Genomic DNA, 26,822 nt, shown 5'->3' with positions numbered 1-26,822 from the left:
GACATCCGTCGAAGGCACCGACGCTGCCTCAGCGGTCAGACAACGAAAGACTCTGTGGTGGTGCGGGCTATAAGAGCGGACAATCCGAGGTCCTAGAAGAGTCAAAGCCGATAATCGGGTCAGGCAGCCAGCGTGGCCGCAACCATATGCAGCGACTCCGGCTTAAGGTGCGTGTAGCGACGGAGCATCTTCCAGTCCTTGTGGCCGGTCACCAACGCCACCTGCGGGATTTGGAAACCCGCCTCAAACAGCCGGCTCGTCCCCTCATGTCGCAGGTCGTGAAAGTGAAGATCCTCGATCCCAAGATCTTTGCAGGCGCGGGTGAACGCAGTGCCGGCCGATCGATGGTTGAACGGAAAAATACGCAGGTCCCGGTTCGACCGAGGCGGCCCCTGCTCCTCTATCAAGGCAACCGGGTCATAGCCTGACACCTTCAGAAGCGGGATTTTCTGATCATTGCCGGCCTTTTCGCGTGGGTCTTTGCGATCCCGGATCGTCAGCATCTTCGTCCGCGCCGCGTAGTCTGACCACACGACCCGGAAAATCTCCTCCTGCCGCATGGCTGTGGCGATTGCGAAACGGATGACTCTTGCCATCGGAATGATTTGGCGTGGATTGCCTTCGAAGTGACCAATGAGCTTCTGCAGCTCTTCCTCAGTCGGTCTCCGATCGCGCTCGACGCCTTTGCCGACAAGTCCAAGGCGTTTGAGCGCCAGACGAGCCATGTTCACCGGTTCGGCGGAGATTGTCAGTCCGTGGACTGCGATCGCGTGTGTGATGACCAGCTTGATGGCGCCGATGTCGATGCTCAAAGTCATCGGCCCAGCCCCCTCCTTCGCACGCTCTTTGCCGAAGTCGATGAATAGCTGCCGATCAAGTTGACCGAGCTTCTTCCGCCCGAGACGCGCCTTGAGCATTCTCAGCGTCGCGGCTTTCGATCGCCGCGGCGCCTTACCGACCGATTTCATGTCGTCGATGTGCAGATCGATAAGCTCGCCGAAGGTGCGAAGACGCGCAGCGCGCTCAGGCGTCGGAACCTCACCACGATCGATCCGGCCCTCGGTCTCGGTGGCCCAGCGGCGCGCATCATCGCGTTTGAGGAAGGTCTCGCTTATATAGCGGCCTTTCCGTCTGACCTGGACCCGCCAAGTTCCGGACGGGAGTTTCGAATATGTCGCCATTTTCGTGTGCGCTCTGTGTGCACTGAGATGTCGAAAAGCCGGAAAAAACGTCGCAACACGGCGAAAAATCGAGTGCACACGTCACCAACCAACGTTTTGATATTACTGAAAAAATGTCGATAAATCAAGCACGTAGATTGGCCGTGGCCCCGATGATGGACTGGACCGACAGGCACTGTCGGGCGTTTCATCGGGCGCTGTCGTCGCGGGCGTTGCTTTATACTGAGATGGTGACGGCGCCGGCGGTGGTGCACGGGGATCGGGATCGGCTGCTGGGTTTTGATGCGGTCGAGCATCCGGTGGCGCTGCAGTTGGGCGGGTCCGATCCGGCGCAGCTGGCCGAGGCGGCGCGGATCGGCGTGGCCTATGGCTATGACGAGATCAATCTGAATGTCGGCTGTCCGTCCGACCGGGTGCAGTCGGGCAAGTTCGGCGCCTGTCTGATGCGCGAGCCGGAGCTGGTGGCGGACTGCATGGCGGCCATCATCGAGGCCGTTGATATTCCCGCCACCGTCAAATGCCGCATCGGCGTCGACGACCAAGACCCGGAAACCAGCCTGTTCGCCACCGTGGACGCCAGCGCCGCAGCAGGCGTCGACACCTTCATCGTCCATGCCCGAAAGGCCTGGCTGAAGGGGCTGTCGCCCAAGGAGAACCGGGACGTGCCGCCGCTAGACTATGGGCTGGTGCGCCGCCTGAAGCGCGAGCGTCCGCATCTCAGCATCTCGATCAATGGCGGGATTGGCTCGCTGGACGAGGCCGAGGCTCATCTGGACGACGCCGACGGGGTGCAACTGGATGGGGTCATGCTGGGCCGCGCCGCCTATCACGAACCGGCCCTGCTGGGTCAGGCGGACCGCCGCATATTCGGAGAGGCGGTCGAGGACGTGGACGCCTATGCCGCCATCGAACGCTATCGGCCCTATCTGATCGCGCGGCTGGCCGAGGGCGTCGCCCTGCCCGCCATGGCGCGGCATATGCTGGGCCTGATGCACGGCCGCCCTGGCGCGCGCGCCTTCCGTCGCATCCTGACGGTGGAATCAATCGGGCCAAACGCCGGGATCGAGGTGGTGGACAGGGCCGTAGAGGCCGTTCGTGAGGCGGAATCCCGCCGTTCAGAGGCCGCGTGAGTCCGAAAAACATCGCTTTGCAATCAAGCGACTAGGCGCCAAACGGCGCGTACGAAGGAGCATGCGGCCAGGCTGCGCCCATTTCTGGCCACAAGTTAACGCGAAAAAACCCGCGCTGGCAGCGTTGGGAGCCAGTGTCTCCGCGAGCCAGACGTATGATCGGCGCAACCGCTGCCTTCGCCATGTTTTGGGCTGCCCTGTCCTCAGTTACGAGTGGACCCGTGCCCTACAATGTCGCTGTTGCGGCGGATGAGTTCAGGGTTGAAACCCCTGTAGCCGACGTCGGTTCCACAGTTTCGTCCCCGGACGATCTGGCGCTGAACGAAGAACAGGCCGAGCTGATGGACGGCGATCCCGACTGGACGGCGTCGGCGCGCCTTTATCACGCAGGCGGCGGCGGGGCTTCGGGCAATGATTCCCTGGGTTGCCGTCCGGTGGCCATGCGCACGGTCGCAACCGACCCCCGCATCATTCCGCGCCGCACCAAGCTGTTCATTCGCGAGACAGTGGGCCTGCGTCTGGCCGACGGCTCCATCCACGACGGATACTGGTACGCCTCCGACACCGGCGGCGCGATCAAGGGCGAGAAGATCGATCTGTTCACCGGCCACGGTCGTGGTTCGATGGCCCAGGCCCAGCGCCTGAACATGCGCACCCTGACCATCGCCGATGCTGGCACGTTTGATGGATGCCCGCCCTCCTGGGAAAGCGCTTCGCGCTAAGCCGGGCGTCTTTCCAGAATGCAGAACGCCGGCGACCGCAGGGTCGCCGGCGTCTTCAATTCAAGCCCTTGAGGAACGGGATCAGTCGTCCAGTTCCGTGACCTGCAGCGTCGACTGGATCATGTCGTCGCCATAGGTGCCGACCCAGATGTCATAGCGGCCGTTCTGGGGGTTGGTGATGGTCACCTTGGGGTTCAGGTCGCCGCCGGAATCGTCATCGCAATAGAAGCGGCCGTTGGGGGTGTTGATCAGCAGGGTGGTGTCGCTGTCAGAGATATTTTTGAACGTCAGGTCGGCATCGCCTGCACGGTCATAAAAGACCTGGAAGTCCGGCGCCGCGCTGACATTGCCGACACAGCCCGACTTGGCGCGCGCCGCCGGGATGGAGCCGCCCGCCAGGATCTGTTTGGTGTAAGGGTCCGGCGTGAAGCCTGCGCGCAGGTTCACAGAACCATAGTTGGGCGTCAGGTCGACATCCGGACCGTCAGAATCACTGTGATCTTCACCGCCGCTGACGAGGGCGTCGGCGCCCAGTTCGCTGACCATCAGGGTCGATTGAACCATGCTGTCGTTATAGGTGCCGACCCAGACGTTGTAGCGCCCGCTGGTGGGGCTGCTGATCGTGATCAGGGGATCGAGATCGCCGCCGGAATCGTCGTCGCAGTACCAGCGGCCGTTCGGGCTGCTGATCAGCAGGGTCGTGTCTTCCGACGCCGTCAGTTTGAACGTCAGGTCCGAAGAACCGGCGCGGTAGTTGACCTGAAGGTCGGGCGCGGCGCTGACCAGGCCTTCACAGCCGGACTTGACCGAAGACGCCTGAACCGAGCCTCCCGCCAGCATTTCCTTGGTGTATGGGTCCGGCGTGAACCCGTTCCGCAGGTTCACGGTTCCATAGTTCGGCTCCAGCGAGGCGTCTGGGCGCCCGCCGCTTTTCTGAGCCAGGCTCACCCCCGGCGTCAGCAGCATGGCCGCCGCTGTCACGATGGCGATAGTCTTCATAGATGGTCCTCCGATTGCGACCCCAGGTCGCAGGCGACCATATCCTGTTTTGCGCCGCCGTGCAGGGCCGAAGCACAGCTGTTCGCCGGCGTCAGAAACGGCGCTTTCCGCTTATGGTTTCAAAGAAAAGTCGGAAATCGCCCATCAAGCTCCACAGCGGATATTTGAAGGTCGCGGGCCGGTTCTTCTCGAAGAAGAAATGCCCCACCCAGGCGAAGCCGTAGCCGACCAGAGGCATGGCCAGCAGCCACCACGGGTTCCGCGTCACGAGAAAGGCCGCAAAGGCCGCGATCACCAGGCCTGTCCCGACCACATGGATGCGGCGGCAGGTCCAATTGGAATGCTCGTGAATATAATAGGGGTAGAAGGCCTCGAACGAGGCGAACCGACCCTCTGGCGCGGACGGACTGGACATGCCGTCAGGTTGCGCCGGTATGCGGCCGGTTGCAAGAACCCCTCCCCCGCGTGTGCGAAGGAGGGGTTTGAAAAATCAACCGTTCGACTTGGACTTGCCGCCCTTGAAGCCGGGCTTAGGCTTGAAGGGCTTCTTGGCGAAGGGTTTGTCGCCGGAAGGCCTGCCGCCCTCAGCCGCCTTGGGGGCCCAGGGCTTCTTCTTGAACGGCGGGCGGGCGTCGCCCTCGCCGCCGTCGGCGCGCTTGTAAGGGGTCTTCTTGAACGGACGGTCGCCGTCTTCGCGACGCGGCTTGCCAGCGAAACGACCGGCCTTCATCGAACCCGGCGTCGGGGCTTCCGAAGGCGTGATCTTCACTTCGTCATTGGAAGCGGCGACGGCCTCGCGGAACGCCTTTTCGTGCGTCTTGGCGATTTCGAAGCGGGTTTCCTCCGGGAAGGTGCGGATGGCGCCGATCTGGGGCTTGGAGATGCCGCCGACGCGGCAGATCAGCGGGATCAGCCACTTGGGGTCGGCGTTCTTGTTGCGGCCCACATCCATGCGGAACCAGACCACGTCGTCGGCGCCCAGGCGTTCGCCCGGCCAGGGCTGAGCCGCCGTGCCGTCGTCGCTGCGGACCATGCGGTCGCGCTTTGCAGGGCCGCGGTCAGCGCCCGGATCGGACAGTTCTTCCGGCGCAGGCTGCTCCTTGCGCAGCAGACGCACCAGGGCGGCGGCGATCTCGTCGGGCGTGCGCTCGGCGATCATGCGCTTGGCGACGATCATGTCCTCGTCGGTGACGTCGGCCTCGAAGAACTCGGGCGACAGCAGACGGCCTTCGTCAGCCTTGCGGATTTCGTCGAAGGTCGGGGCGCCGGACCAGACGGCGTCGACGCCGGCCTCGTCCATCAGGCGCTCGGCCTTGCGACGACGCGAATGCGGGACCAGCATCACGGAGACGCCCTTCTTGCCCGCACGGCCCGTACGGCCTGAACGGTGCAGCAGGCCTGCGCGATTCATCGGCAGTTCGGCGTGGATGACCAGACCCAGGTCCGGCAGGTCCAGACCGCGCGCGGCGACGTCGGTGGCGACGCAGACGCGGGCACGTCCGTCACGCAGCGACTGCAGCGCATCGGTGCGCTCGCGCTGGCCCATTTCGCCCGACAGCGACACGGTCGAGAAACCGCGCTCCAGCAGCGAGGATTGCAGGTGACGCACGCTGTCGCGCGTCGAGCAGAAGACCATGGCGCGCGGCGCTTCGAACCAGCGCAGGGTGTTGACCACCGCGTGTTCGATCTCGTTCGGCGCGATGCGATAGGCGCGGTATTCGATGTCGGCGTGCTGGCGCGTCTTGTCGGTGGCGTCGATGCGCACCGCGTCCTTCTGATAGCGTTTGGCCAGGGTCGCGATGTCGCGCGCGATGGTCGCCGAGAACAGCAGGGTGCGGCGTTCGGCCGGGGCCTGGTCCAGAATGAACTCCAGGTCCTCGCGGAAGCCCATGTCCAGCATCTCGTCGGCTTCATCCAGGACGGCGACCTTCAGTTCCGACAGGTCCAGGTTGCCCCGGTCGATGTGGTCCTTCAGGCGGCCCGGCGTGCCGACGACGATGTGGACGCCAAAGCCCAGAGCGCGCGCCTCACGACGCGCATCCATGCCCCCGACGCAGGTGGCGATCTTGGCGCCGGAGTCGGCGTACAGCCACTGAAGCTCGGACGCGACCTGCATGGCCAGTTCACGGGTCGGGGCGATGGCCAGGCACAGCGGCGCGCCGCCGGGACCAAAGATCGGCTTGTCGCCCAACAGGGTCGGCGCAGCGGCCAGACCAAAGGCCACCGTCTTGCCCGAACCCGTCTGGGCCGAGACCAGCAGGTCGCGTTCGGCGTGCTCGCCTTCCAGAACGGCGGCCTGAACGGGGGTCGGCTCGGCATAGCCCTTGTTGATGAGGGCGCGGTCGAGCGCGGGGTGGACGGCGGGAAAGGGCATCGGATACCTGGGACAACGGACAAGGCGGGCGTCGAAACGACCGCGCCCGGCCGAGGACAGACCTCAGGCCGGGCGAATGAGAAGCGCCCTATACACGGATAAAGGCCTAAGCGGGGCGGAAAACGCCGTTCACCTTGTTCCTTCAGGCGATGTTGACCTGAAAAGCGCACTTATGACGCTGAACCCACCCTTGGCCGGATATCGCCCCGGAGGATCGTCATGCGGGTCCTGCCCATCGCCGCCGCCGGAATGCTGGACGCCCAGACGCGTTTCGAGAACAGCGCGCGTCGCACAGCGCAGACGCAGCCGGATCATCTGGCCGAAGAAATCGTCGAGCAGGTACAGGTCAAGATCGCCTTCCGCGCCAACGCCGCCGCTTTGAAGACCGCCGATGACATGACCGGCGCCCTGCTGGACATCCTGGCCTGAACTGACCGGATCGGCGGTCCGGCGAACGCGCGGCATATCGCCGGTTTGGCGCCAGACCTGTCCTGTCCTATCCCTGACGGGGAACGCTGAAGGGACCGTCGATGATTACAGGGCTGATTGCGGGTGTGATGCTGGCTGGCGCGCCCGCACAGGCGACGACGCCCGCGGGCCATGTCCTGGTCTGGGCGGACGAGTTCGATCAGGACGGCCTGCCGGACCCTTCGCGTTGGACCTATGACGCCAGCCGCAACCGCGAAGGCTGGCACAACAATGAAGCCCAGTATTACGCCGTCGAACGGCTGGAGAATGCGCGGGTCGAGAACGGCAGGCTGATCCTGACCGCGCGGCGTGAAACCCTGTCCGACGCGCCCGACTGGGGCGGCCAGGCCTATACATCCGCCCGCCTGCTCAGCACCGCTCCCGGCTGGACCTACGGCCTGATCGAGGTCCGCGCAAAACTGCCGTGCGGACGCGGCACATGGCCCGCGATCTGGATGCTGCCGGTCCAGCCGTCAGGCTGGCCGCTGGGCGGCGAAATCGACATCATGGAGCATGTCGGCCATGCGCCAGGCGTGATCCACAGCACGGTCCACACCCAGGCCTATAACCACATCGCCAAGACCGAACGCGGAGGCGCGGCCCAGATCGACGACGCCTGCCAGACTTTCCATCGCTACCAGGTGCAGTGGGGGCCCGAGGCGGTGACCTTCATGATCGACGACCAACCCTATTACAGCTTCGCCAACGACGGCGAGGGGCGACCGGAAACCTGGCCGTTCGACAAGCCGTTCCGCCTGATCCTGAACATCGCCGTCGGCGGCGACTGGGGCGGCGCCCAGGGCATTGACGACGACGCCCTGCCCCAGACCATGGAGGTCGATTATGTCCGGGCGTTCCAGCCCGTCACGCCCTGAATCCGTACCACGGGCCTTTCCACTCAGGTAACAACGTCTTCAAGTCCCAGCTTTGCGGCAAGTTGGACGGCTGCTAATTTGCGGACATGGCTGATGATCTGTCCCGCACCCTGACCGCCCGCCCCGATATGGCGCATCCCCGCCATGACTGGACGCTGGAGGAGGTCGAGGCCCTGTTCGCCCGCCCCTTCATGGAGCTGGTGTTCGAGGCCGCATCCGTCCACCGGACCTGGTTCGACCCCAGCCAGATCCAGAAGTCGCAGCTTCTGTCGATCAAGACCGGCGGCTGCGCCGAGAACTGCGGCTACTGCTCCCAGTCGGCCAGTTTCAAGACCGGACTGAAGGCCGAAAAGCTTCTGGACGCCGACGTCGTCATCGCCGAGGCCGCCGCCGCCAAGGCAGGCGGGGCCAGCCGCTTCTGCATGGGCGCCGCCTGGCGCGAGTTGAAGGACCGCGACACGCCGCGCCTGGCGAAGATGATCTCGGGCGTGAAGGCCCTGGGCCTTGAGACCTGCGCCACCCTGGGCATGCTGACCGCCGATCAGGCGCGCCAGCTGAAGGACGCCGGTCTGGACTATTACAACCATAACCTCGACACCGGCCCCGACTATTACGCCGAGGTCGTCACCACCCGCACCTATCAGGACCGGCTGGACACGCTGGAGCATGTGCGCGACGCGGGCATGAACACCTGCTGCGGCGGCATTGTCGGCATGGGCGAGGCGCGACGCGACCGCGCGGGCCTGCTGCACGCCCTGGCCACCCTGCCCGCCCATCCCGACAGCCTGCCGGTCAACGCCCTGGTCCCGGTGACCGGCACCCCGCTGGGCGAACGGGTTCTGAAGGCGGGCGAGATTGATCCGATCGAGTTCGTCCGCACGGTCGCCGTCGCCCGTCTGGTCTGCCCGCGCGCCATGGTGCGGCTGTCGGCGGGGCGCGAGACCATGACCCCGGAGATGCAGGCCCTGTGCTTCCTGGCGGGCGCCAACTCCATCTTCGTCGGCGGCAAGCTTTTGACCACGCCTAACCCGGAAGAAGACGAGGACGCCCGCCTGTTCGCCCTGCTGGATCTTCAGCCCATGCCGGTCGGCGCGACCGCGCGCTGACCGAGCCGTTCAGACGCCTGCCTTCTCCGGCAGGTGGAAGAAGCTGACATAACGCTCAAACACCGCGCGGTCGCCGCTGATCGCCATCGCGCCCTCGGCCTCAAGAACCGCCAGCGGCGCCTTGCCATAGACCGCCGCCGCCGTGACCTGGGGAGCCGTCGTCACCACCACGTCGGCGTCATCGACGGCGTCACGCCGCGCCTTCAGGACGCCCTCGCCCACCGTCACCCGAAAACTCTCGTCGCCGAAGACGAAGCCCAGGGTCATGTCGGCGTCGCCCGCCAGGGACGGGTCGAACATGGTCATGAAGGATTGCATGATCGAGACGGCGCTGATCGGCAGGGTCGGGTCGTGTTGCGGCGACCGCGCCGCCCAGCGCCCCAGCACCATGAAGACCGGCTCGATCTCATAGCCCCAGTCCGTCAGTTCATAGACCTGAACCGAGGCGGGCGGCGGCAGTTTGCGCCGCTGGACGATGCCCGACGCCTCCAGCCCTTCCAGCCGCTGGGTCAGGACGTTGGCGGATATGCCGTGCAGATCCTTCCTCAGATCCCCGAACCGACGCGGCCCCATCATCAGCTCGCGAACCACAAGCAGCGCCCAGCGTTCACCCACCAGATCAAGGCCGTGGGCCGCCCCACAGGCGTCGTGATATCTGCGGCCCGCCTTAGCAGTTATCTTTTCTAACTTCATAGTTGACTATGGTAATCTCGGGGCGCAGGTTTCGCAAACCCAAGCAGAGGAGAAACGCCGTGCCTCCGATGATTTTCATCAACCTGCCCGTCGCCGACCTGAACCGGTCCATTGCCTTCTACGAAGCGGTGGGCGCGACCAGGAACCCGATGTTCAGCGACGACACCGCCGCCTGCATGGTCATTTCGGACGTGATCCACGTCATGATCCTGACCCACGACAAATGGCGCACCTTCACCGACCGCCAAATCCCCGACGCCCATGTCTCGGCCCAGATGTCGCTGTGCTACTCGTGCGACAGCCGTGAGGCGGTCGACGCCGTCGTGGCCAAGGCAGGCGCTGCGGGCGGCCTGATCGACCCCAATCCGATCCAGGATCACGGCTTCATGTACGGTCGCGGCTACGCCGACCCGGACGGCCATATCTGGGAGCCGATGTGGATGGACCCCGCCGCCGTCGCCGCCGGACCAGAGACCTTCGCCGCCCAGGCAACCGCGAACTGAACCACCCTCCAGCAGCAACCATAAGGAGACGATGCGATGACCGACAAGATCATTCCCTGCCTCTGGTACGACCTGGGGCAGGCGCGGCTGGCGGCGGAGTTCTATGTGTCGCTGGGCCTGCCCGACAGCCATGTCGACCGCGTGGTCGACAGCCCCGCCGACAATCCATCAGCGCCGGCGGGCGCCGAACTGCTGGTGGAGTTCACTCTGGCGGGTCGGCGCTATCTGGGGCTGAACGGCGGTCCGATCTTCCCCCACACCGAGGCCGTGTCCTTCGTGATCGTGACCGAAGACCAGGCCGAGACCGATCGCCTGTGGAACGCCATCGTCGGCAACGGCGGCAAGGAAAGCGACTGCGGCTGGTGCAAGGACCGCTGGGGCCTCAACTGGCAGATCACCCCACGCCGCCTTCTGGCCTTCTATGACGACCCAGACCCCGCCCGCACCCGCGCCGCCTTCGAGGCCATGATGACGATGAAGAAGATCGACATCGCCGCCCTGAACGCCGCCGCCGACGCCGCACAGTCGAAAGCCTGATCCATGTCCGAACTCTACGAACTCAGCGTCAGCCGCCTGATCAAGGCCTCACCCGAGACGGTCTGGAAAGTCTATGTGGAGCAGACCGGCGAATGGTTCTGTCCCCGCCCCTGGACCACGCCGGTGGTTGACTGGGACCTGCGGGTCGGCGGGCGGGCCAATATCGTCCTGCAGTCGCCCGAGGGTGAACGCCATCCCTATTCCGGGGTCTTCCTGGAGATCGAACCGGCACGAAAAAATGGTGTCGACCGGCGCCATGACCGAGGGCTGGGTTCCGCAGGCGGGCGACCTGAACTTCGTCCGCATCGACACCTTCGAGGCCGAAGCGGGCGGCACGCGCTACACCTCCATCGCCCGTCATTGGGAGGAAAAGGCGATGGAGACGCACAAGGCCATGGGCTTCGTCCAGGGCTGGGGCGCAGTCGCCGATCAACTGGCCGAACTGGCCGAACAAGCGGATCGCTGAACGATCCCGCACTGGAGAAGGAAACGACCATGAGCTTCCTCGACATCACCGTCATCGCCGTGCCGACCGAGAACAAGGCCGCCTATCTGGAGCATTCGCGCACCAGCACCGTCGTCTTCAAGGAGCACGGGGCCCTGAAGGTCACCGAGACCTGGGGCGAGGACGTGCCGGAAGGCAAACAGACCGACTTCCGCCGCGCCGTGGCGCTGAAGGACGGCGAAACCGTCGCCGTCGGCTGGATCACCTGGCCCGACAAGGCGACCCGCGACGCCGCCTGGGAGAAGATGATGCAGGACGAGCGCTTAGCCGGTGCGGAAATGCCCTTTGACGGCAAGCGGATGATCTTCGGCGGGTTCGAAACCCTGATCGACGGCTGATCCTCAGCGGCAGAACTGGGTGTTGGTCGCCTCCAGATGCAGGTGGTCGCGGTGGACGGCGTTGTAATCCGGGCTCAGCGTCGTGCCGAAGATGCGGCAGGCGTCGTCCCGAATGCGGCGCATGAACCGCCCGCCTGCAGCCCCGCCCGGCCCATTCCCGTTCCAGTCGGCCAGAACAGTGATGCGGCGGCCGTCGCGCAGGCGCACGCCTGAGAAGTCGAACGCCGCCGCCTGGGCATGGGCGCTGACGCGGTTGCTGACGCCGCCATTATTCACATTGCGACAGGCGTAGGCGCCGAAATGGTCGATCTGCACGACGTCGGAGCCCATGATTTCGCGCGCCGCAGGCTCCAGCACCTGACGCCGCCAGATGCTGAGCGCCAGTGCCGTCTGGCACGTCATCTCCACATCGCCGGGCGCCATGCGCGCCACCGTGCCCATGTCCGGCCCCAGCACCCCGCCCTCCTTTAGGCCGCAGACGGCCGAGTTGGTGCGGTTCGGCACGGGGCTGAAGGTCACACGCGAGGCGCTGAGTTGCGCCAGACACTGGCCATAGCTGGCGCCCTCGCGGATCACGGCTGCGCGGGTCTGGTCGGTGACGCGCTGGTCGATCAGGGCGCCGACCAGAGGCGCCTCATAGCGGCTGGGACGGCCCGGATAGGGGGTGGTCGGCGGCGGCGCAGCGCGTCCGCAGCCGGTCAAGACGGCCAGCGCCACGAGCAGCGCCGCTCGCGGCCAATGGGAACGGACGGCCTGGATCATGGACGCCAGCCTAACTGATTCCGTGGCGGCGAAAGGGCGGCGCCCGGCCGCACCCATAGAAAAAGGGCGGCTCCGTCGGAGCCGCCCCTTATCATCTTCAGCTGTCCAGGAAGGACCGCAGTTTGCGTGACCGCGACGGGTGCTTCAGCTTGCGCAGCGCCTTGGCCTCGATCTGACGGATCCGCTCGCGCGTCACCGAGAACTGCTGGCCGACTTCCTCCAGCGTATGGTCGGTGTTCATGCCGATGCCGAAACGCATCCGCAGGACGCGTTCCTCACGCGGCGTCAGCGACGCCAGAACCCGCGTCGTGGTTTCGCGCAGGTTCGACTGGATGGCGGCGTCGATCGGCAGGACGGCGTTCTTGTCCTCGATGAAGTCGCCCAGGTGGCTGTCTTCTTCGTCGCCGATCGGCGTTTCCAGCGAGATCGGCTCCTTGGCGATCTTCAGGACCTTGCGCACCTTTTCCAGCGGCATGGCCAGCTTTTCAGCCAGCTCTTCCGGCGTCGGCTCGCGGCCGATCTCGTGCAGCATCTGGCGCGACGTGCGGACGATCTTGTTGATCGTCTCGATCATGTGCACCGGGATGCGGATGGTGCGCGCCTGGTCGGCGATCGAGCGGGTGATCGCCTGACGAATCCACCAGGTGGCGTAGGTCGAGAACTTGTAGCCGCGACGGTACTCGAACTTGTCGACCGCCTTCATCAGACCGATGTTGCCCTCCTGGATCAGGTCCAGGAACTGCAGGCCGCGGTTGGTGTATTTCTTGGCGATGGAGATCACCAGGCGCAGGTTGGCCTCGACCATTTCCTTCTTGGCCTGGCGGGCTTCGCGTTCGCCCTTCTGCACCGTCTGGACGATGCGGCGATAGTCGTCGATCGGCAGACCGGCTTCCAGCGCAACAGCCGCAACATCGTTGCGGATGGTGGCGATCTGGCTGGCTTCGTTCTCGCTGAACTTGGTCCAGCGCACGCCCTGTTCCTTGATCCGCTCGGTCCAGGTCGGGTCCAGTTCGGCGCCGAAATAGGCCTTCAGGAATTCGGGGCGCGAAATGCCGTAGCTGTCGGCCAGGCGCAGCAGACGGCCTTCCAGACCGATCAGGCGCTTGTTGATCGCATAAAGCTGCTCGACCAGCGCCTCGATGCGGTTGTTGTTCAGCTTCATCGTCTTCAGACGGTCCGAGATGGACAGCGTCAGCGCCCGATAGGCCTTCTCGTCCTTGGCGCTCAGAACCTCGCCCTTCAGGCGGGTCTGAACCAGCTTGTCCTGCAGGCCGCGGAACTCGCCGAAGTCGGCGGCGATGAGGTTCAGCACCTCCATCACGCCGTCGCGCAGCTCGGCTTCCAAAGCCGAGATGGACATGCCGCCGCCGTCGTCGAAATCATCGTCGTCGTCGTCGTCGGACTCAGGCTTTTCTTCAGCCGCCGGCTTGTCCTCGGCGTCTTCCTCTTCGCTCTCCGGCTGGGCGGCGCCCGGCAGGGAGGACGGGTTCAGAACGCCGTAGGTGGCGTCAAGGTCGATGACCTCGCGCAGCAGGATGCGGTTGTTCTCAAGCTCGTCGCGCCACACCATGATGGCTTCGAACGTCAGGGCGCTTTCGCACAGGCCCGAGATCATCGCATCGCGACCGGCTTCGATCCGCTTGGCGATGGCGATTTCGCCCTCACGGCTCAGCAGTTCGACCGAGCCCATTTCGCGCAGGTACATGCGCACCGGGTCATCGGTGCGGTCATAGGCGGCCTTGGCGGGCGCCTCGGCAACGCCGGTGGAGGCGGCGGCGGCGACGTCGGTGGACTGCTGCTCCTGCGCGTCCTCTTCGGCCTCGACGACGTTGACGCCCATCTCCGACAGCATGGCCAGGGTGTCCTCGATCGCGTCGGGGGTCACCTCTTCGGACGGAAGAACCTTGTTCAGCTCCTCCATCGTCACATAGCCGCGGGCTTTCGCCTGCTTGATGAACTTCTTGACGCCGGCGTCGGTCAGATCGAGCAGGGGGCCGTCGGTCGAAACCTCGGCGTCCTGCGTCTCGGTCTGTGCGTTCATATTCAGTCAGTCTCCAGCCGAGGGGGTGATCAATCCGCCCCGACGAAAAATATAATGCCTGGCGAGCCGTAAGGTTACGCGCCCGCGCTGTCTTCCCAAATCGTTCCGGCTTTGATCGCACGGCGAAGCGCATCCCGCTCGGCCTTCAGCCGACGGAAAGCTTCATCCTGCCCAGGCACATTGCGCGCCTGGGACAAGGCGTCCTCCAACGCCGCTACGCGGGTTGAAGCGTCGAACGCCTGCGACCATCGGACCCTTGCCTCGGCGAGGGGCGCATTTGCGGCCAGGAATGGCGCGCCGGACTTTGCCGCCGCCTTCTCGACCTCGCGCACTAAGGCATCATGACCCGATTGCGCCAGATGGCGTCGCAGGGCGGCAGAGTCAAGGCTCTGACCCGACAGACGCAGACGAACCAGTTCCTGAGCCAGTCCATCCAGCCCCTTGTCGCCGAATCCGTGCGCCGCGATCTCCTCCAGATGGTCGTCCATCCGCTCAGGATCATCGATGGCGCCGTGGGCCAGGGCGGCGGGCACCGGCTCTATGGCGCGGAACAGGGACTGCATCGCCTGCGCCCCCTCCGCCGTCTGGCCCAACTTGGGCGGCGGCCCGCCGAAACGCCCCTTGCCCTGCCCCGGCGTCCAGGGCGCGCGTTGCGGCGTGCGGGGGAACAGGGCGTCGAACCGCTCGAACAGATCGCGCCTGTACTGTTCGGCCAGATCCTTGTCCTGAATGGCCGAGGCGGTGTTGCGCAGCCGCGCCTTGAACCCGGCCTTGCGCTCGGGCGTGTCCAGCGGCTCCAACTCCTGTTCGCGGCGGAACAGCACCTCGGCGAACCCATGCGTCTCGGCCAAAGCCTGCCGCAACGCAGGCGCGCCCTTGTCGCGCAGAATGTCGTCAGGGTCTTGCCCGGCCCCCAGCAGCGAGAACCGGAAAGACCGCCCGGCCTTCAGCAGCGGCAGCGAGCGTTCGATGGCGCGATAGGCGGCGCGCAGGCCCGCCGCATCGCCGTCGAAACACAGAACCGGCTCATGCGACACGCGCCACAGCCGCTCCATCTGTTCCTCGGTCAGGGCCGTGCCCATCGGCGCCACGGCCGGCAGGCCCGCGCGCTGGCAGGCGATGACGTCCATATAGCCTTCGACCACGATGATGGCCTGATCGTTGCGGCTTTCAGCCCCCAGTATCCGCCGCGCTTCCGGCAGGCCGTAGAGCGTGGCCCCCTTGTGAAACAGCGGGCTTTCCGGGCCGTTCAGATATTTGGCCCGGTCGTCAGGGTTCATGGCCCGCCCGCCGAAGCTGACGATCCGCCCGCGCGCATCCAGGATCGGGAACATCAGGCGGTCGCGGAACCGGTCATAGGGTTGGCCGCCGCTTTCGGGCGAGATCAGCAGCCCCGCCTCGACCAGTTCAGCAGGCCGCGCGCCGCGCTGGATCAACGCCTGTTTCAGCCCCTCGCGGTCATTGGGCGCATAGCCCAGACCGAACCGCTCCCATTGATCCTCCGGCAGGCCGCGCTTTTCCAGATATTCGCGCGCCGCCTTGCCCGGCGTGCGGCGCAGGTTCGCGGCGAACCATTTCTGGGCCAGGTCCATCCAGTCGGACAGGCCCTGCCGTTTCTGCTCGCGCTCGGCCTCCTTGGGGTCTTCGGCCGGCAACTGCATCCCCGCCTCGCCCGCCAGCCGCTGCACCGCCTCGACAAAGCTCAGCCGCTCCGTCTCCTGCAGGAAACTGATGATGTCGCCGTGCTTGCCGGACGAGAAGTCGTGGAAGAAACCCTTGTCGTCGTTGACGAAGAAGGACGGCGACTTCTCCTTCGAGAAGGGCGACAGGCCGACATATTCGCGGCCCTGACGTTTCAGCTTCACCGTCCGCCCGATCACGTCGGACGGTCGAAGGCGGGCCTTCAGTTCGTCAATAAATCTTTCGTCGAAACGCACCGCGCGATCCTTAGGCCCTCAGGCCCTTCACGTCGATGGAGACAAGGGACGATCAGGCGGTTCATCCAGGCATCCCCCGAATTCCAGATGAACCGCCGCATCGCAGAAGGCGTAAGCCGCAGCGTCCCCCAACGCCTTGGCTTAACGAAGTCCTAACGCCTCGCGGACCCCCATCTGACGTTGAGACCGCGCGGCTGTCGAGAGGAGTGCAAGCTTAACCGTAACGATCAAGGCGAGACTGTGTCTTTTGCGCCGCGCACGGTTTGACTCAACGAGGGCCGAAAGGAACGATCTTGTTGGCGCCGTCATGCCCGATGTCGGCTGATCCCAGGTATTCTATTCCCGTTCTCACGCACCAGTAACGAACGATTTCTTCCGGGGTCAGACCAAAATCGGGATCATTTTCCGGGATTTCAGATACCCGTCCCAGGCGAATTCCGGCCACCCGTTTGATGCTGTCCTGCCCCGTCAAATGAAACATCATCCGGTCGACGCGGTAGGCGGCCTCGGCGACCTCCTCCAGCATCAGAACATGACCGCTAAGATCCGGCTCCAGGACCGTGCCCAGCAACTGGTCGATAATGGTCAGGTTGAAGGCGACGGCGGGTCGCGGATCCGCGGCCAGCGACGGTTCGATCCAGTCGCTGCGGCCCGTCGTCAGCCAGGCGATGGCGCCTTCAGCCGTTTCGTCATGCCGCACGGAATCCGAAGCCATCGGCCCGTGCGCCAGATGCTTGAACCCGGCCTTGTACATGCCCGCCAGCAGGCTGCCCGCGTCGGAATAGCCGAGATAGCGTTTGCCGCGCGCCACATCGTTCAGGCGCGGAATGACGGCTTCGGCGATTCGGCACGAGCCATAGCCGCCGCGCGCAAACCAGACGGCGTCGATGCGGGGATCATTGGCGTATTCGACGAAGGCGTCGGCGCGCGCCCGGTCGTCGCCTGCGAAATGGCCGTGCTTCAGGAAGCAGGCGGGATGGAAGACCACCGCCACCTCGCCGTCGGGGTAATGCTCGGCCATCCAGGCCTTGATCGCCTCGGCCCGCTCAGGCGCAAAGCGCGAACTGGCGCAGACGACGCCAATCTTGAACCCCGTGCTCACGCAGCCGTCTCCAGCGCGGCCAGGACCTCGGCGGTGGAACGCAGGCGCGAGACGCGCGGCAGGATCGCCGTGACCGAAAAGCCGTGCCACTCGGCCGAGAAGGTGCTGCACGCATCCTCGACCACCACCATATTGTAATCCAGCGACCAGCCCTCGCGCGCGGTGGACTCGACGCCGAAGTTGGTGGCCACGCCGGTCAGCAGCACGGTCGTGATCCCATGCCGACGCAGGGCCAGATCCAGCTCCGTGCCGTGGAAGGCGCCCCACTGGCGCTTGGTCACGATCAGATCAGGCTTCAGCGCCAGCACCTCGGGACGAAGTTCGGCGAAATCATCGGGCAAGGCAGGCAGCGCCTCCGCGTCGATCAGGCCCTTGGGCGCCAGCGATCCGCCTGGACCGAAATCCACCCGCACCGGCACAATCAGGCCGCCTGCGGCCTTCAGCGCGCGGGCGATGGTGATGTTGCGGGACAGTACGTCTTCGACCGAATGGGGCGCTCGCGGCGCACCCAGAATTCCCTTTTGCAGATCGATCATCACCAATGCGGTCTTGCGGGGATCGAGTTCCAGGGCCACGACATCTCCTGACGGATTCATTTGAGCTTCCAGGCGCCGCCGTCGGGCGCCGATGGCATTCCTATCGCACCATGACCGACACCGTCTCCTACTTCTTCTGCGGCATCGGCGGGTCCGGGATGCTGCCTCTGGCCATGATCGTCCAGGCGCAGGGCTTCCCCATCGAAGGCTCCGACCGGGCGCGGGATCAGGGCCGCACGCCCGAGAAGTTCGACTGGCTGCGCGCCCACGGCGTGACCCTGCACCCGCAGGACGGATCGGGCGTCACCCGCGCCAGCCAGCAGGTCATCGCCACCGGCGCCATCGAGGAGACGGTGCCCGACATCGGCGCCGCCAGACGCGCGGGCGCCCGCATCCAGACCCGCCCCGAACTGCTCAGCCAGTTGTTCAACGCCGCCCCGACCTCGATCGGCGTCGCAGGGACCAGCGGCAAATCCACCATCACCGGCATGATCGCCTGGATCCTGCACCAGACGGGCCGCAACCCGACCGTCGTCAACGGCGCGGTGATGAAGAATTTCGCCGACGCCGACCACCCCTTCGCCAGCGCCCTGATCGGCGGCCCTGATCTGTTCGCCGCCGAGGTGGACGAAAGCGACGGCTCCATCGCCCGCTACAATCCCACCGTCGCCGTCGTCTCCAACATCTCGCTGGATCACAAGTCGATGGAGGAGCTTCGGGACCTGTTCGGCGGCTTCGTCGACCGGGCCCAGACGGCGGTGCTGAACCTGGACAACCCCGAGACGGCCGCCCTGGCCCAGATGCTGTCTGCGGGCAAGGCGATCACCTTCGCGCTGGGCGAAGAACAGGCCGACCTGTCCGCCCACGACCTGCAGCCCCTGCCCACCGGAATGAAGTTCCGCCTGATCGCGGGCTGGAGCGAATATGACGCCGTCCTGAACGTTCCAGGCGCCCACAATGTCGCCAACGCCCTGGCGGCGCTGGGCGCGGTCAAGGCTCTGGGCGTGCCGGTGGGCGAGGCGGTCGCGGCCCTGGCGACATTTGCAGGCATCCGCCGCCGCATGGAGGTGGTCGGCACGGCGGGCGGCGTCACCGTCATCGACGATTTCGCCCATAACCCGGACAAGATCGCCGCCACCCTGAAGACCCTGCACGCCTTCGATGGCCGCCTGCTGATCCTGTTCCAGCCCCACGGCTTCGGCCCGCTGAAGCTGATGAAGGACGAGTTCATCGAAGGCTTCGCTGGTCTGATGCGCCCGGACGACGTGCTGCTGATGCCGGAGCCCGTCTATTACGGCGGCACCACCGACCGCAGCGTGGGGTCGCAGGACATCGCCTCGGGCGTCCGCGCCGCCGGCCGCAACGCCGAGGCCCTGCCCGACCGCGCCGCCTGTGGCGAGCGTATTTTGGAACTAGCCCAACCCGGCGACCGCATCATCGTCATGGGCGCCCGCGACGACACCCTGTCCACCTTCGCGGCGGAACTGCTGGGGCGCCTGGGCTGACTTTTAAGTCGTCATCCTCGCCCTTGTGGCGAGGATCCATACTCCCGATGGCGACCGTGTCTCACCTTCATCGACGGAGCGTATGGATCCTAGGCACAGGGCCTAGGATGACGGGTTTTTGGGACTCAATACACGTCGCGCCGATAGCGCCCGTCTTCCAGCATCTGCAGCAGTACCTCAGCGCCCAACGCCTGTTCCAGCGCGGCATGAACGCCCGACGCCATGCCCTCCAGGCTGCCGCAGACATAGATGACCGCGCCGCGCGAGACCCATGCCCGCAGGTCGTCAGACGCCGCCGTCACCAGGGCCTGCACATACCGGCCATCGCCTGCGTCGCGTGAGAAGGACCGGTCCAGCCGGGTCAGGACGCCTGACGTCAGCCAGGCCTGAAGCTCTGCATCGAAGAAGGCGTCGTGCGCCTGCGTCCGCTCGCCGAACAGCAACCAGGCGCCGCCCGCCGCCGACCTGGCCTTCAGATGCGCGCGCAGGCCCGCGATCCCGGTGCCGTTGCCGATCAGGATCATCGGGGTTTCGTCCGACGGGCCGTGGAAGCTGCGGTTGGCGCGCAGCCGCATGTCGATGACGTCGCCGACCTTCAGGTCCTGCGTCAGCCAGCCCGAGGCCAGCCCCGGCGTCCCGTCGGCATGGCGCATCAGGCGGATCAGGAACTCGACCCGGCCGTCCGACGGCAGGGAGGCGATGGAGTATTCGCGCGAACCGGGCGTTATGCCGTCACGCGGCGGCAGGCCGATTTCGGCTATGTCGCCAGCGGCCCAGTCGGGCAGGGTCCCGACAGGCTCGAACGCCAGATGATGCGCTTCTCCGCCCGGACTGCCCGGATTGGCCAGCACGCGCTCGACCAGTCGCCATTGATCATAGGCGGGCGGGGTCCAGTCGGGTGCGGTCACGCTGCCGGTGATCTGGTTCAACTGGTGCTGCCAGTGGCGGATGGCGCCCGCATCGCCGTCATCGACCTCAACCATGTCGAACAGGGGCTGAGCGCCCGAACGGAGCAGCCAGCCGTCCACTGCGTGACCGAAGCCGCAGAAGGCGTCATAGGACCGGTCGCCCAGCGCCAGCAGACCGAAGTGCAGGTTCGACAGGTCGGCCTCGGCGCCCATGATCTTGCGCACGAAGCGCACGGCGCTGTCCGGCGGATCACCCTCGCCCGTCGTCGACACGATCAGCAACGCCCGGTCTGTCGCCTTCAGCGTCTCGGCGTCCAGATCGCCGAACGACACGACCCGCGCCCCCACGCCGCCGTCGCCCAGCGCCCGCGCCGTCATCCAGGCCAGTTCCTCGCCAAACCCGGTCTGGCTGGCGAAGGCGACCAGCACCGCCTGGCCTTCGCCTGCCCCCGCCATGGCCGTGGATTGCGCACGCGCCGCCGCCCTGGCCCGACGCTGGCGCCAGACGGTCAGGGCGATCAGGGCCAGCCAGAGAACAACCGCCCCGACCGCCCACAGCCAGCGCTGCGGATCTGATGTCACCCGGCCTCATCCATCATGGCGGCGAAGGCGGGCGTCAGGCTTTCGACCAGACCGGCCTCGGTCCGCGCGACGAAATGGGCGGCCAGCCCAATCGCCTCGGCGTATTCAGGACCATCGACCGGCCCCAGCACCGTCAGGGCCGTGGCGTAGGCGTCCGCCATCATGGCCGAAGCGTGCAGCACGGTGACCGAGGCCAGGCCATTGTCGACTGGCTGTCCCGTCGCCCCGTTCAACGTATGCGGATAAAGACGGCCCTTGTGGGTGAAGGCGCGGCGGTAGTCGCCGCTGGTCGCCACGGCCAGATCAACCAGAGCCGCCACCGTGCGCGGCGCGGGGGAACCCTCGATGCGTTCGATCTCGACCCACCAGGGCTGGGCGTCCGGCTTGACGCCGCGCCCCTTCAGTTCGCCGCCGATCTCGATCAGGTGCGAGGTCGCGCCCAGGGCCGTCAGACGCTCCGACACCCGGTCAACCGCATAGCCCTTGGCGATGCCGGAGAAGTCCAGCTTCATCCCGCCGATCTGCACCACGGCCTGGGCGTCGCGGTGCATCCGCAGTTTCTGCCAACCCGAGACCTTGCGCGCCGCCTCGATCTCTTCATCCGAGGGCACGGGCAGCAGGGCCGAGCGCGGACCGGGCGGACCAAAGCCCCACAGATCAACCAACGCGCCCAGCGTCGGATCGACCGCGCCATTCGTCTCGTCGCCCAGGTCCATGGCTGCGTTCAGCACGGCCCACATCGGATCGGACACCGCCCATGTCCCTTCGGGCGCGGCGTTGAAGCGACTGATCTCGCTGTTGAACTCCCACGGGCTGAAGACGGCGACGACCGCAGCCAGTTCTTCTTCGATAGCGGTGCGGAGCGCCGCCTCGTCCACGCCAGGGGGTGCGATGACCCGCGCGCTCCAGGTCGTGCCCATGGTCTGGCCGTCAAGGGCGCGGATGAGGTCGCTGGGCGGACGCGGCGGGCCGCCTTCCATGACCGGGATCAGGACGCGATTGTCGGCCCGGTCCCCCAGCGGGACCGGGTCGCCGATGGTGATGGCGGGCGGCGCACCGCGCGAGCCGCGAGAGAATGGATTGTCGGACATGCCCCGGACTTAGGGCAGGACTTCCAGCGCCGCCACATAGCTGGCGTTCGTTCCCAACTCCTGACCCACGCCCGGCGTGCGGACCGAGGCGTTCAGCCAGTACAGGCCCGCCACCGGCCAGGTGATCGAGAAGGTGCCGTCTGCGCCGGTCGTGGTCGTGATCTCTTCGGGGGCGTTGCGGTAACGCTGACCGCCGCGCGCCACGGTGACCTCGACGCCCGACGCAGGCTGGCCGTCCTTCAGCAGCTTGAAGGTCGCCGCCTCGCCCTCGGCCAGATCATTGGGATGGGTCACCGGGACCAGTTCCAGACCGTGGCCGGTCGGGGCGAAGACGCTGTTGGTGGCGTTGTTCAGGGTGACGAAGGTTTCGATGCGGCTGGCGTTGCGGGTCGCCTGCACGTCGGTCGCGCCCGCAGGCAGGCCCGAAGGGAACTCCGCCGCCGCGCCGCGCCAGCGCTTCTGTTCGCCGTTCAGCTTGTAGCTGGCGTTCACGCCGCTGGAGACATTGGCGATCTTGTAGGTGCCGTTCTGCGTCAGATGCACGTCGAAGGTCGACCGATACTGCCCTTGCATCACATGTTCGGGCTGGACCGCCGATCCGTCAGGCGCGGTGATGGCCACATTGTCCAGACGCATGGCGGCGTGGTCGGCGCTGAAGACCTGGTTCGACGATCCGCCGTCGAAACCGACCCAGGCGTCATTGCCCGACAGAACGGTGGAGGTCGGGGCCAGCCAGGCGCGGTGGGCCTGAGCCGCCATCGGCGCGGCAAGGGCCGCAGCCAGGGTCAGAAGGGCGATGGTCTTCTTCATGGTTTCAGTCCTTAGCGAGAGACGGTGACGCTGACCGCGCCCAGTTCGGTTGAGCCTGCGGCGTTGGCGGTGTTGGCCGCGCCCCAGCGGAAGGGAACACGCACGACCTCGCGCCCGCCCAGTTCGCGGGCCGCCTCGACGACCAGGCTGTACTGGCCGGGCTGCAGGCCGTTCAGGCGCGCGGCGGGGACCGTGATGGTCTGGCGGCCCGGCGCACGGGTCGCGCCCGACACGCCGTCGGCAGGCAGGGCCATCGCGCGGCCGCCCTTGCGCCACCAGGTGCGCAGGTCCTTCAGCCAGTCCTTGCCGTCGCCTTCGTTGTTGCGGGTCTGCTGGTACCAGACAGCCAGGGTCCGTTCCGCCGTCTGGTCCGGCTTCTCGATCCACACGGCGACATAGGGCCGGTGATAGGATGCGGTGTTCAGGCGTGGAATCTCGACCGACACCGACAGGTCGGCGGCGAAGGCCGGGGCGGCGACTGCAAGACCAGCAGTCGTGATGACAACGGGGAGGATGCGCATCGGTTTACTCGGTCAATGAATGAAGATCAGGGCGATGATGACGGGAATGAGCAGGCCCAGCGCGGCCAGCGGCCAGGTCGACGGGCGGCCCCGGGCGTGCAGCCACATGAGGCCCAGCCCCGTCAGGGCGAAGAGGGTGCAGGCCACCGCAAAGACGTCGATGAACCAGAACCAGACCTCCCCGGTGTTGCGGCCCTTATGCAGGTCGTTGAGGTAGGCGATCCATCCACGGGTGGTCTTCTCATGCACAGCGTCGCCCGTTGAACGGTCGATGGTCAGCCATCCGTCGCCGCCGGGAATGGTCAGGGCCACATAGACTTCTTCCGGCGTGGTTTCGGTCGGCTTGCCCGCCACATCCACCTTGAAGGCGGTCTTGGCCCAGCGGGCAACCGCCTCGGGAACCGGATCGGTCGTCTCCTCGGGAAACGCGGCCAGCCGTTCCAGCAGGGGCGCGGGCAGTTGCGCCTTCTGCTCCACCGTCACCGGCGTGGCGGGGATGGAGCCCGCGTGGTTCAGGGTGATGCCGGTCACCGCAAACAGGATCATGCCCACCAGGCTGACCGCCGCCGAAATCCAGTGCCAGCTGTGCAGCTGCTTCAGCCAGAAGGAACGCGCGCTGTTCAGCGCCGCCTTGGGTTTTGCTCCCTTGACGGCGGATTCTGGCGGACGCTGTGTTGCGAGTTCGGTCACCTCGTGGCTCTGCCACTGCTGCGAACGGCTTTCAATAGCGATCCTCGCGACAAATCCTTCGCCGCCCCGCAGCCAAGCTGGTCAGTAGGTCAGACGCAGGCCCGCGCTGAGGGTGCGTGGCGGGCCGTAACCGGCGACGCCGTTGGCCGTCTGGGACACCTGCACGTCCTCATTGAACAGATTATCCGCCGCCACCCACAGCAGGGTCCGCTCGTTCACCGCCCACTCGGCCCGCGCGTCCAGGGTGAAGGCGGCGTCCAGAACCCGGCTGTTCAGATCGTCGTCGAACCGGGCGGATTCATAGCGCAGCGCTGTCGCCAGGGTCAGGCGCTGGGTCGCGCGCCAGTCCAGCCCCGCCGTCGCACTCCACCGCGGCGCCTGGGCGGGGCGCAGGCCCGTCAGTTGCGGCGCGGCGCTTCCGCCGTCCACTTCAGCGTCGGTCCAGGACACGGCGGCGTTCAGCGACAGGGCGGGCGTCAGCGCCGCCGATCCATTCAGCTCCACGCCCCAGGCGTCGATCGTCCCCGCGTTTTGGCGCTGGCGGGTCACGCCGGAGGCGTTCTCACTCAGGGTCACATTGACGATGGCGTCCTCGATCCGGTTCCAGAACAGACTGGCGCCCCAGGTCAGGCCGTCGCGGTCAAACGCCAGCCCGGTCTCCACGCCCGTCAGCACCTCCGGCTTCAGATCGGCGTTGGCGACCGTCTGATCATTGCCGACGCGGAAGGGGCGATAAAGCTCGTTCAGGGTCGCAGGGCGGAACCCGGAATAGGCGGCGACGCGAGCCGAGACATCCGGCGTCAGTTGTCGCCGCACCGCCAGACGCGCGCTGCCCACCTCGCCCGAGCGATCCTCGAACCTCACGTCGGCGCTGGGGACGCCGGTGGCGATCAGCCGTTCCAGGCGGAACCCGTTCTCATTCTTCCACTGATCCAGCCGCAAGCCCCCCGCGACCAGCCACGGCCCGCCGGTCCAGGATCCATCGACATAGGCGCCGACCACGGATGTCTCACCGCCCGCCAGCCGCTCGCGCGTGAAGCCCTGACCGACATAGGTGTAATATTCCTGGGTCTGGCCGTCGTTGAAACGGGCGTCCGCGCCGACCTCCCACTCCAGCCGCCCGCCGCCGATCTGGGCCACGCGGCGGCGCAGGGCGGCGTTCAGGCCCCAGCCGGTCGCCGGGGTCTTGTACTGGTCGTTAGCGGGGGTCGTGATCGACCGATCCGCCGAGACCGAGGCCGAACTATTGGCCAGATTGCTGTCGATCCGCCACGCCTGCAGCCGCCAGCCGTAGCCGTTCGGATCAGGCGCCTTGGCCGCCGTGGCGCTGAGGCTGTGGCCGCTGGCGTTGGCGCGGGTGTTCAGCAGACCCGATCCGCGATCCTCCTCCCAGGTCGCGGCCCGAAGCGACAGGGTCGCGCCGTGCAGGTGCAGCCCATCCAGCGGCGCATCGACCCGCAGGGCCGCGCTGCGACTGTCCAGATCCAGCGGCGTGTCCGCCGCCCCCGCCGCCGATCCGCGCACGGGCGTATAGCCGTTGCTGGTCTCATAAAGGCCCGACAGGGTCACCCCGACCGCCCCCAGCATGGTCGAGCCGGAACCCGCGAGCCGCGCCCCGCCTCGTTCGATCACCGAGGCGTCCAGCACCCCGCCTCTGTCGCGTTCGCTCAGCGCAATGGTTCCGGTCAGGGCGCCCGCGCCATAGGGTCCGGCCCCGGCGCCGCGTACGATGTCCACGCGCTCCAGCATCTCCGGCGCGGCCTGCGACCAGATCACCCAGCCCCCGAACGGATCGTTCAACGGAACCCCGTCCAGCGTCACCAATGTCCGCCCCGCCCCCGACGGCGCGATGGCGCGCAACGAAATCCCCTGGGTGGTCGGATTGGCCGCCAGACTGCTGGTGCGCCGGAACAGCGACACCGCAGGCACGGACCGCAGCGCCTCGTCCAGCCGCGTCGAGCGCGCCAGCACCGCCTGATCCAGCCGCACCACCGAAAAGGCGGCGTCGGCGGCCGCCGGCGGCAAACGCGCCGCCGTGACCACGACTTCAGACAATTGGGCGGGCGCAGGGGGCGGGAGATCTTGCAACATCAAGCGTTACAATAGGCCAGACCCGCAGACGGTTCACTGCGCTGGGCTTAAAAACCGCAGGGTGACCCCTGGGTCACACCTCGGACCAGCGCCGCAGCAGGTTGTGATAGACGCCAGTCAGTTCGATCACGGCCTGATCCTTGGGCCCCTTTTCGACCGCCACCCGCTGGGTTGCGATGTCCAGACGGAACAGGGTCTCGCGGTCGGCGTCGTCGCGCACCAGGCTCTGCAGCCACATGAAGGACGACACCCGCGCGCCGCGCGTCACAGGCGTAACCCGGTGCAGGCTCTAGGACGGATACAGGACCAGATCGCCTGCGGGCAGCTTGATCGACTGGGCTCCGTACATCTCCTCGATGATCAGTTCGCCGCCGTCGTAGTCCTCCGGCTCTGACAGGAACAGGGTCGCGGACAGGTCGCTGCGGATGCGGACGGTCCCGCCGTCGCGCGACTGGCGGATGGCGTTGTCGACATGAAGCCCGAACTCGCCGCCGCCTTCGTATCGGTTGAACAGCGGGGGGAAGATGGTGTGCGGCAGGGCCGCCGCCACAAACATCGGATTGGCGTTCAGCGCCTGCACCACCAGGGCCGAGACCTCCTTGGCCGCCACCGAGTCCTCGGGCAGTTGCTGGTTCCGTTTCGCCGTCGCCGACTGGTGGCCCGAGGTGACATTGCCGTCCACCCACGGCCCCGCGTCCAACCGTTCGCGCAACGCCTTCACTTCGGCCTTGGAGAAGACTTCAGGAATCTGGAGCAGCACGTCGAGCCTCGCTCAAAAAGAAGACGGCCCCGCGGGGAACACGGGGCCGTCCAGA

The 26,822-nt window shown here is 66.3% G+C and carries 26 protein-coding genes and 2 pseudogenes; 11 read left to right on the top strand and 17 right to left on the bottom strand.

Annotated features, from left to right (window positions below):
- Positions 1–119: 119 nt before the first annotated feature.
- Positions 120–1,181: a site-specific integrase gene (locus tag JKF87_RS11955; RefSeq protein WP_201100124.1), complete on the bottom strand. Its 1,062-nt coding sequence runs from the start codon at positions 1,179–1,181 to the stop codon at positions 120–122.
- A 113-nt stretch (positions 1,182–1,294) separates the two neighbouring features.
- Between JKF87_RS11955 and dusA the strand changes: the two genes are divergently transcribed.
- Positions 1,295–2,311 carry a tRNA dihydrouridine(20/20a) synthase DusA gene (dusA, locus tag JKF87_RS11950; protein ID WP_201100123.1) on the top strand — a complete coding sequence of 339 codons (1,017 nt, stop codon included), beginning with the start codon at positions 1,295–1,297 and terminating at the stop codon, positions 2,309–2,311.
- Positions 2,312–2,532: 221 nt separating this feature from the next.
- Positions 2,533–3,033 (top strand): 3D domain-containing protein, encoded by a 501-nt coding sequence (locus JKF87_RS11945; protein WP_307417954.1) that lies wholly within the window; start codon positions 2,533–2,535, stop codon positions 3,031–3,033.
- Positions 3,034–3,114: 81 nt separating this feature from the next.
- Here JKF87_RS11945 and JKF87_RS11940 read toward each other — a convergent pair whose 3' ends face one another.
- The 3 genes from JKF87_RS11940 to JKF87_RS11930 form a co-directional block, all read right to left on the bottom strand.
- Positions 3,115–4,032, bottom strand: coding sequence for a hypothetical protein (locus JKF87_RS11940; protein WP_201100121.1), 918 nt, complete (start codon positions 4,030–4,032; stop codon positions 3,115–3,117).
- 91 nt (positions 4,033–4,123) lie between these two features.
- On the bottom strand, positions 4,124–4,447 hold the full coding sequence (locus JKF87_RS11935) for an Mpo1-like protein (protein WP_201100120.1): 324 nt from the start codon (positions 4,445–4,447) through the stop codon (positions 4,124–4,126).
- Positions 4,448–4,522: 75 nt separating this feature from the next.
- On the bottom strand, positions 4,523–6,406 hold the full coding sequence (locus tag JKF87_RS11930; protein ID WP_201100119.1) for a DEAD/DEAH box helicase: 1,884 nt from the start codon (positions 6,404–6,406) through the stop codon (positions 4,523–4,525).
- Between the two features lie 219 nt (positions 6,407–6,625).
- Between JKF87_RS11930 and JKF87_RS11925 the strand changes: the two genes are divergently transcribed.
- From JKF87_RS11925 to bioB, 3 genes are all read left to right on the top strand, one after another.
- Positions 6,626–6,835, top strand: a complete 210-nt coding sequence (locus tag JKF87_RS11925) for a flagellar basal body rod C-terminal domain-containing protein (RefSeq protein ID WP_201100118.1) — start codon at positions 6,626–6,628, stop codon at positions 6,833–6,835.
- A 101-nt stretch (positions 6,836–6,936) separates the two neighbouring features.
- Positions 6,937–7,749: a glycoside hydrolase family 16 protein gene (locus JKF87_RS11920; RefSeq protein WP_201100117.1), complete on the top strand. Its 813-nt coding sequence runs from the start codon at positions 6,937–6,939 to the stop codon at positions 7,747–7,749.
- A gap of 128 nt (positions 7,750–7,877) precedes the next feature.
- Entirely contained in the window at positions 7,878–8,855 is a 978-nt protein-coding gene (bioB, locus tag JKF87_RS11915; protein WP_201100197.1) for a biotin synthase BioB, read from the top strand.
- A 9-nt stretch (positions 8,856–8,864) separates the two neighbouring features.
- Here the strand turns inward: bioB and JKF87_RS11910 are convergent, their stop codons facing one another.
- Positions 8,865–9,548 (bottom strand): winged helix-turn-helix transcriptional regulator, encoded by a 684-nt coding sequence (locus JKF87_RS11910; protein ID WP_201100116.1) that lies wholly within the window; start codon positions 9,546–9,548, stop codon positions 8,865–8,867.
- A gap of 68 nt (positions 9,549–9,616) precedes the next feature.
- Here JKF87_RS11910 and JKF87_RS11905 point away from each other — a divergent pair, with 68 nt between their 5' ends.
- From JKF87_RS11905 to JKF87_RS11890, 5 genes and pseudogenes are all read left to right on the top strand, one after another.
- Positions 9,617–10,051, top strand: a complete 435-nt coding sequence (locus tag JKF87_RS11905; protein WP_236261350.1) for a VOC family protein — start codon at positions 9,617–9,619, stop codon at positions 10,049–10,051.
- Positions 10,052–10,087: 36 nt separating this feature from the next.
- Positions 10,088–10,588 (top strand): VOC family protein, encoded by a 501-nt coding sequence (locus JKF87_RS11900; protein ID WP_201100114.1) that lies wholly within the window; start codon positions 10,088–10,090, stop codon positions 10,586–10,588.
- 3 nt (positions 10,589–10,591) lie between these two features.
- Positions 10,592–10,765: pseudogene (locus tag JKF87_RS18335) on the top strand (ATPase); the annotation flags it as partial.
- Between the two features lie 61 nt (positions 10,766–10,826).
- Positions 10,827–11,054, top strand: a complete 228-nt coding sequence (locus tag JKF87_RS18330) for an SRPBCC domain-containing protein (RefSeq protein WP_236261349.1) — start codon at positions 10,827–10,829, stop codon at positions 11,052–11,054.
- A gap of 29 nt (positions 11,055–11,083) precedes the next feature.
- Positions 11,084–11,431 carry a DUF1428 domain-containing protein gene (locus tag JKF87_RS11890; protein WP_201100113.1) on the top strand — a complete coding sequence of 116 codons (348 nt, stop codon included), beginning with the start codon at positions 11,084–11,086 and terminating at the stop codon, positions 11,429–11,431.
- Positions 11,432–11,434: 3 nt separating this feature from the next.
- Here JKF87_RS11890 and JKF87_RS11885 read toward each other — a convergent pair whose 3' ends face one another.
- From JKF87_RS11885 to JKF87_RS11865, 5 genes are all read right to left on the bottom strand, one after another.
- Positions 11,435–12,193 (bottom strand): extensin-like domain-containing protein, encoded by a 759-nt coding sequence (locus JKF87_RS11885; protein WP_201100112.1) that lies wholly within the window; start codon positions 12,191–12,193, stop codon positions 11,435–11,437.
- A 97-nt stretch (positions 12,194–12,290) separates the two neighbouring features.
- Positions 12,291–14,234 carry an RNA polymerase sigma factor RpoD gene (rpoD, locus tag JKF87_RS11880; protein WP_201100111.1) on the bottom strand — a complete coding sequence of 648 codons (1,944 nt, stop codon included), beginning with the start codon at positions 14,232–14,234 and terminating at the stop codon, positions 12,291–12,293.
- Positions 14,235–14,308: 74 nt separating this feature from the next.
- Positions 14,309–16,171, bottom strand: a complete 1,863-nt coding sequence (gene dnaG / locus JKF87_RS11875) for a DNA primase (RefSeq protein ID WP_201100110.1) — start codon at positions 16,169–16,171, stop codon at positions 14,309–14,311.
- Positions 16,172–16,439: 268 nt separating this feature from the next.
- Positions 16,440–17,273: an LD-carboxypeptidase gene (locus JKF87_RS18595; RefSeq protein ID WP_201100109.1), complete on the bottom strand. Its 834-nt coding sequence runs from the start codon at positions 17,271–17,273 to the stop codon at positions 16,440–16,442.
- Entirely contained in the window at positions 17,270–17,848 is a 579-nt protein-coding gene (locus JKF87_RS11865; RefSeq protein WP_201100108.1) for an isochorismatase family protein, read from the bottom strand. Before JKF87_RS11865 ends, JKF87_RS18595 begins: the two co-directional genes overlap by 4 nt.
- A 71-nt stretch (positions 17,849–17,919) precedes the next feature.
- Between JKF87_RS11865 and JKF87_RS11860 the strand changes: the two genes are divergently transcribed.
- Positions 17,920–19,314, top strand: a complete 1,395-nt coding sequence (locus JKF87_RS11860) for a UDP-N-acetylmuramate--L-alanine ligase (protein WP_201100107.1) — start codon at positions 17,920–17,922, stop codon at positions 19,312–19,314.
- A gap of 125 nt (positions 19,315–19,439) precedes the next feature.
- On the opposite strand, the gene JKF87_RS11855 is transcribed toward JKF87_RS11860, so the two are convergent.
- The 7 genes and pseudogenes from JKF87_RS11855 to JKF87_RS11825 form a co-directional block, all read right to left on the bottom strand.
- On the bottom strand, positions 19,440–20,804 hold the full coding sequence (locus JKF87_RS11855; protein ID WP_201100106.1) for a sulfite reductase subunit alpha: 1,365 nt from the start codon (positions 20,802–20,804) through the stop codon (positions 19,440–19,442).
- Positions 20,801–21,895 (bottom strand): FAD:protein FMN transferase, encoded by a 1,095-nt coding sequence (locus JKF87_RS11850; RefSeq protein ID WP_201100105.1) that lies wholly within the window; start codon positions 21,893–21,895, stop codon positions 20,801–20,803. Before JKF87_RS11850 ends, JKF87_RS11855 begins: the two co-directional genes overlap by 4 nt.
- A gap of 9 nt (positions 21,896–21,904) precedes the next feature.
- A complete protein-coding gene (locus JKF87_RS11845; protein ID WP_201100104.1) occupies positions 21,905–22,705 on the bottom strand; it encodes a DUF4198 domain-containing protein in 801 nt (266 codons plus the stop codon).
- 11 nt (positions 22,706–22,716) lie between these two features.
- Positions 22,717–23,226: a DUF2271 domain-containing protein gene (locus tag JKF87_RS11840; RefSeq protein ID WP_201100103.1), complete on the bottom strand. Its 510-nt coding sequence runs from the start codon at positions 23,224–23,226 to the stop codon at positions 22,717–22,719.
- 12 nt (positions 23,227–23,238) lie between these two features.
- Positions 23,239–23,916, bottom strand: a complete 678-nt coding sequence (locus tag JKF87_RS11835; RefSeq protein ID WP_201100102.1) for a PepSY-associated TM helix domain-containing protein — start codon at positions 23,914–23,916, stop codon at positions 23,239–23,241.
- Positions 23,917–23,997: 81 nt separating this feature from the next.
- Positions 23,998–26,007, bottom strand: a complete 2,010-nt coding sequence (locus JKF87_RS11830; protein ID WP_201100101.1) for a TonB-dependent receptor — start codon at positions 26,005–26,007, stop codon at positions 23,998–24,000.
- A 73-nt stretch (positions 26,008–26,080) separates the two neighbouring features.
- A pseudogene (locus JKF87_RS11825) lies at positions 26,081–26,767 on the bottom strand (Fe2+-dependent dioxygenase).
- Positions 26,768–26,822: the final 55 nt, after the last annotated feature.

This window comes from Brevundimonas nasdae (assembly GCF_016654005.1).
GTDB lineage: Bacteria > Pseudomonadota > Alphaproteobacteria > Caulobacterales > Caulobacteraceae > Brevundimonas > Brevundimonas nasdae.
Note: the sequence above shows the minus strand (reverse complement) of the source record. Positions and strands in the feature narration are given on the sequence as shown.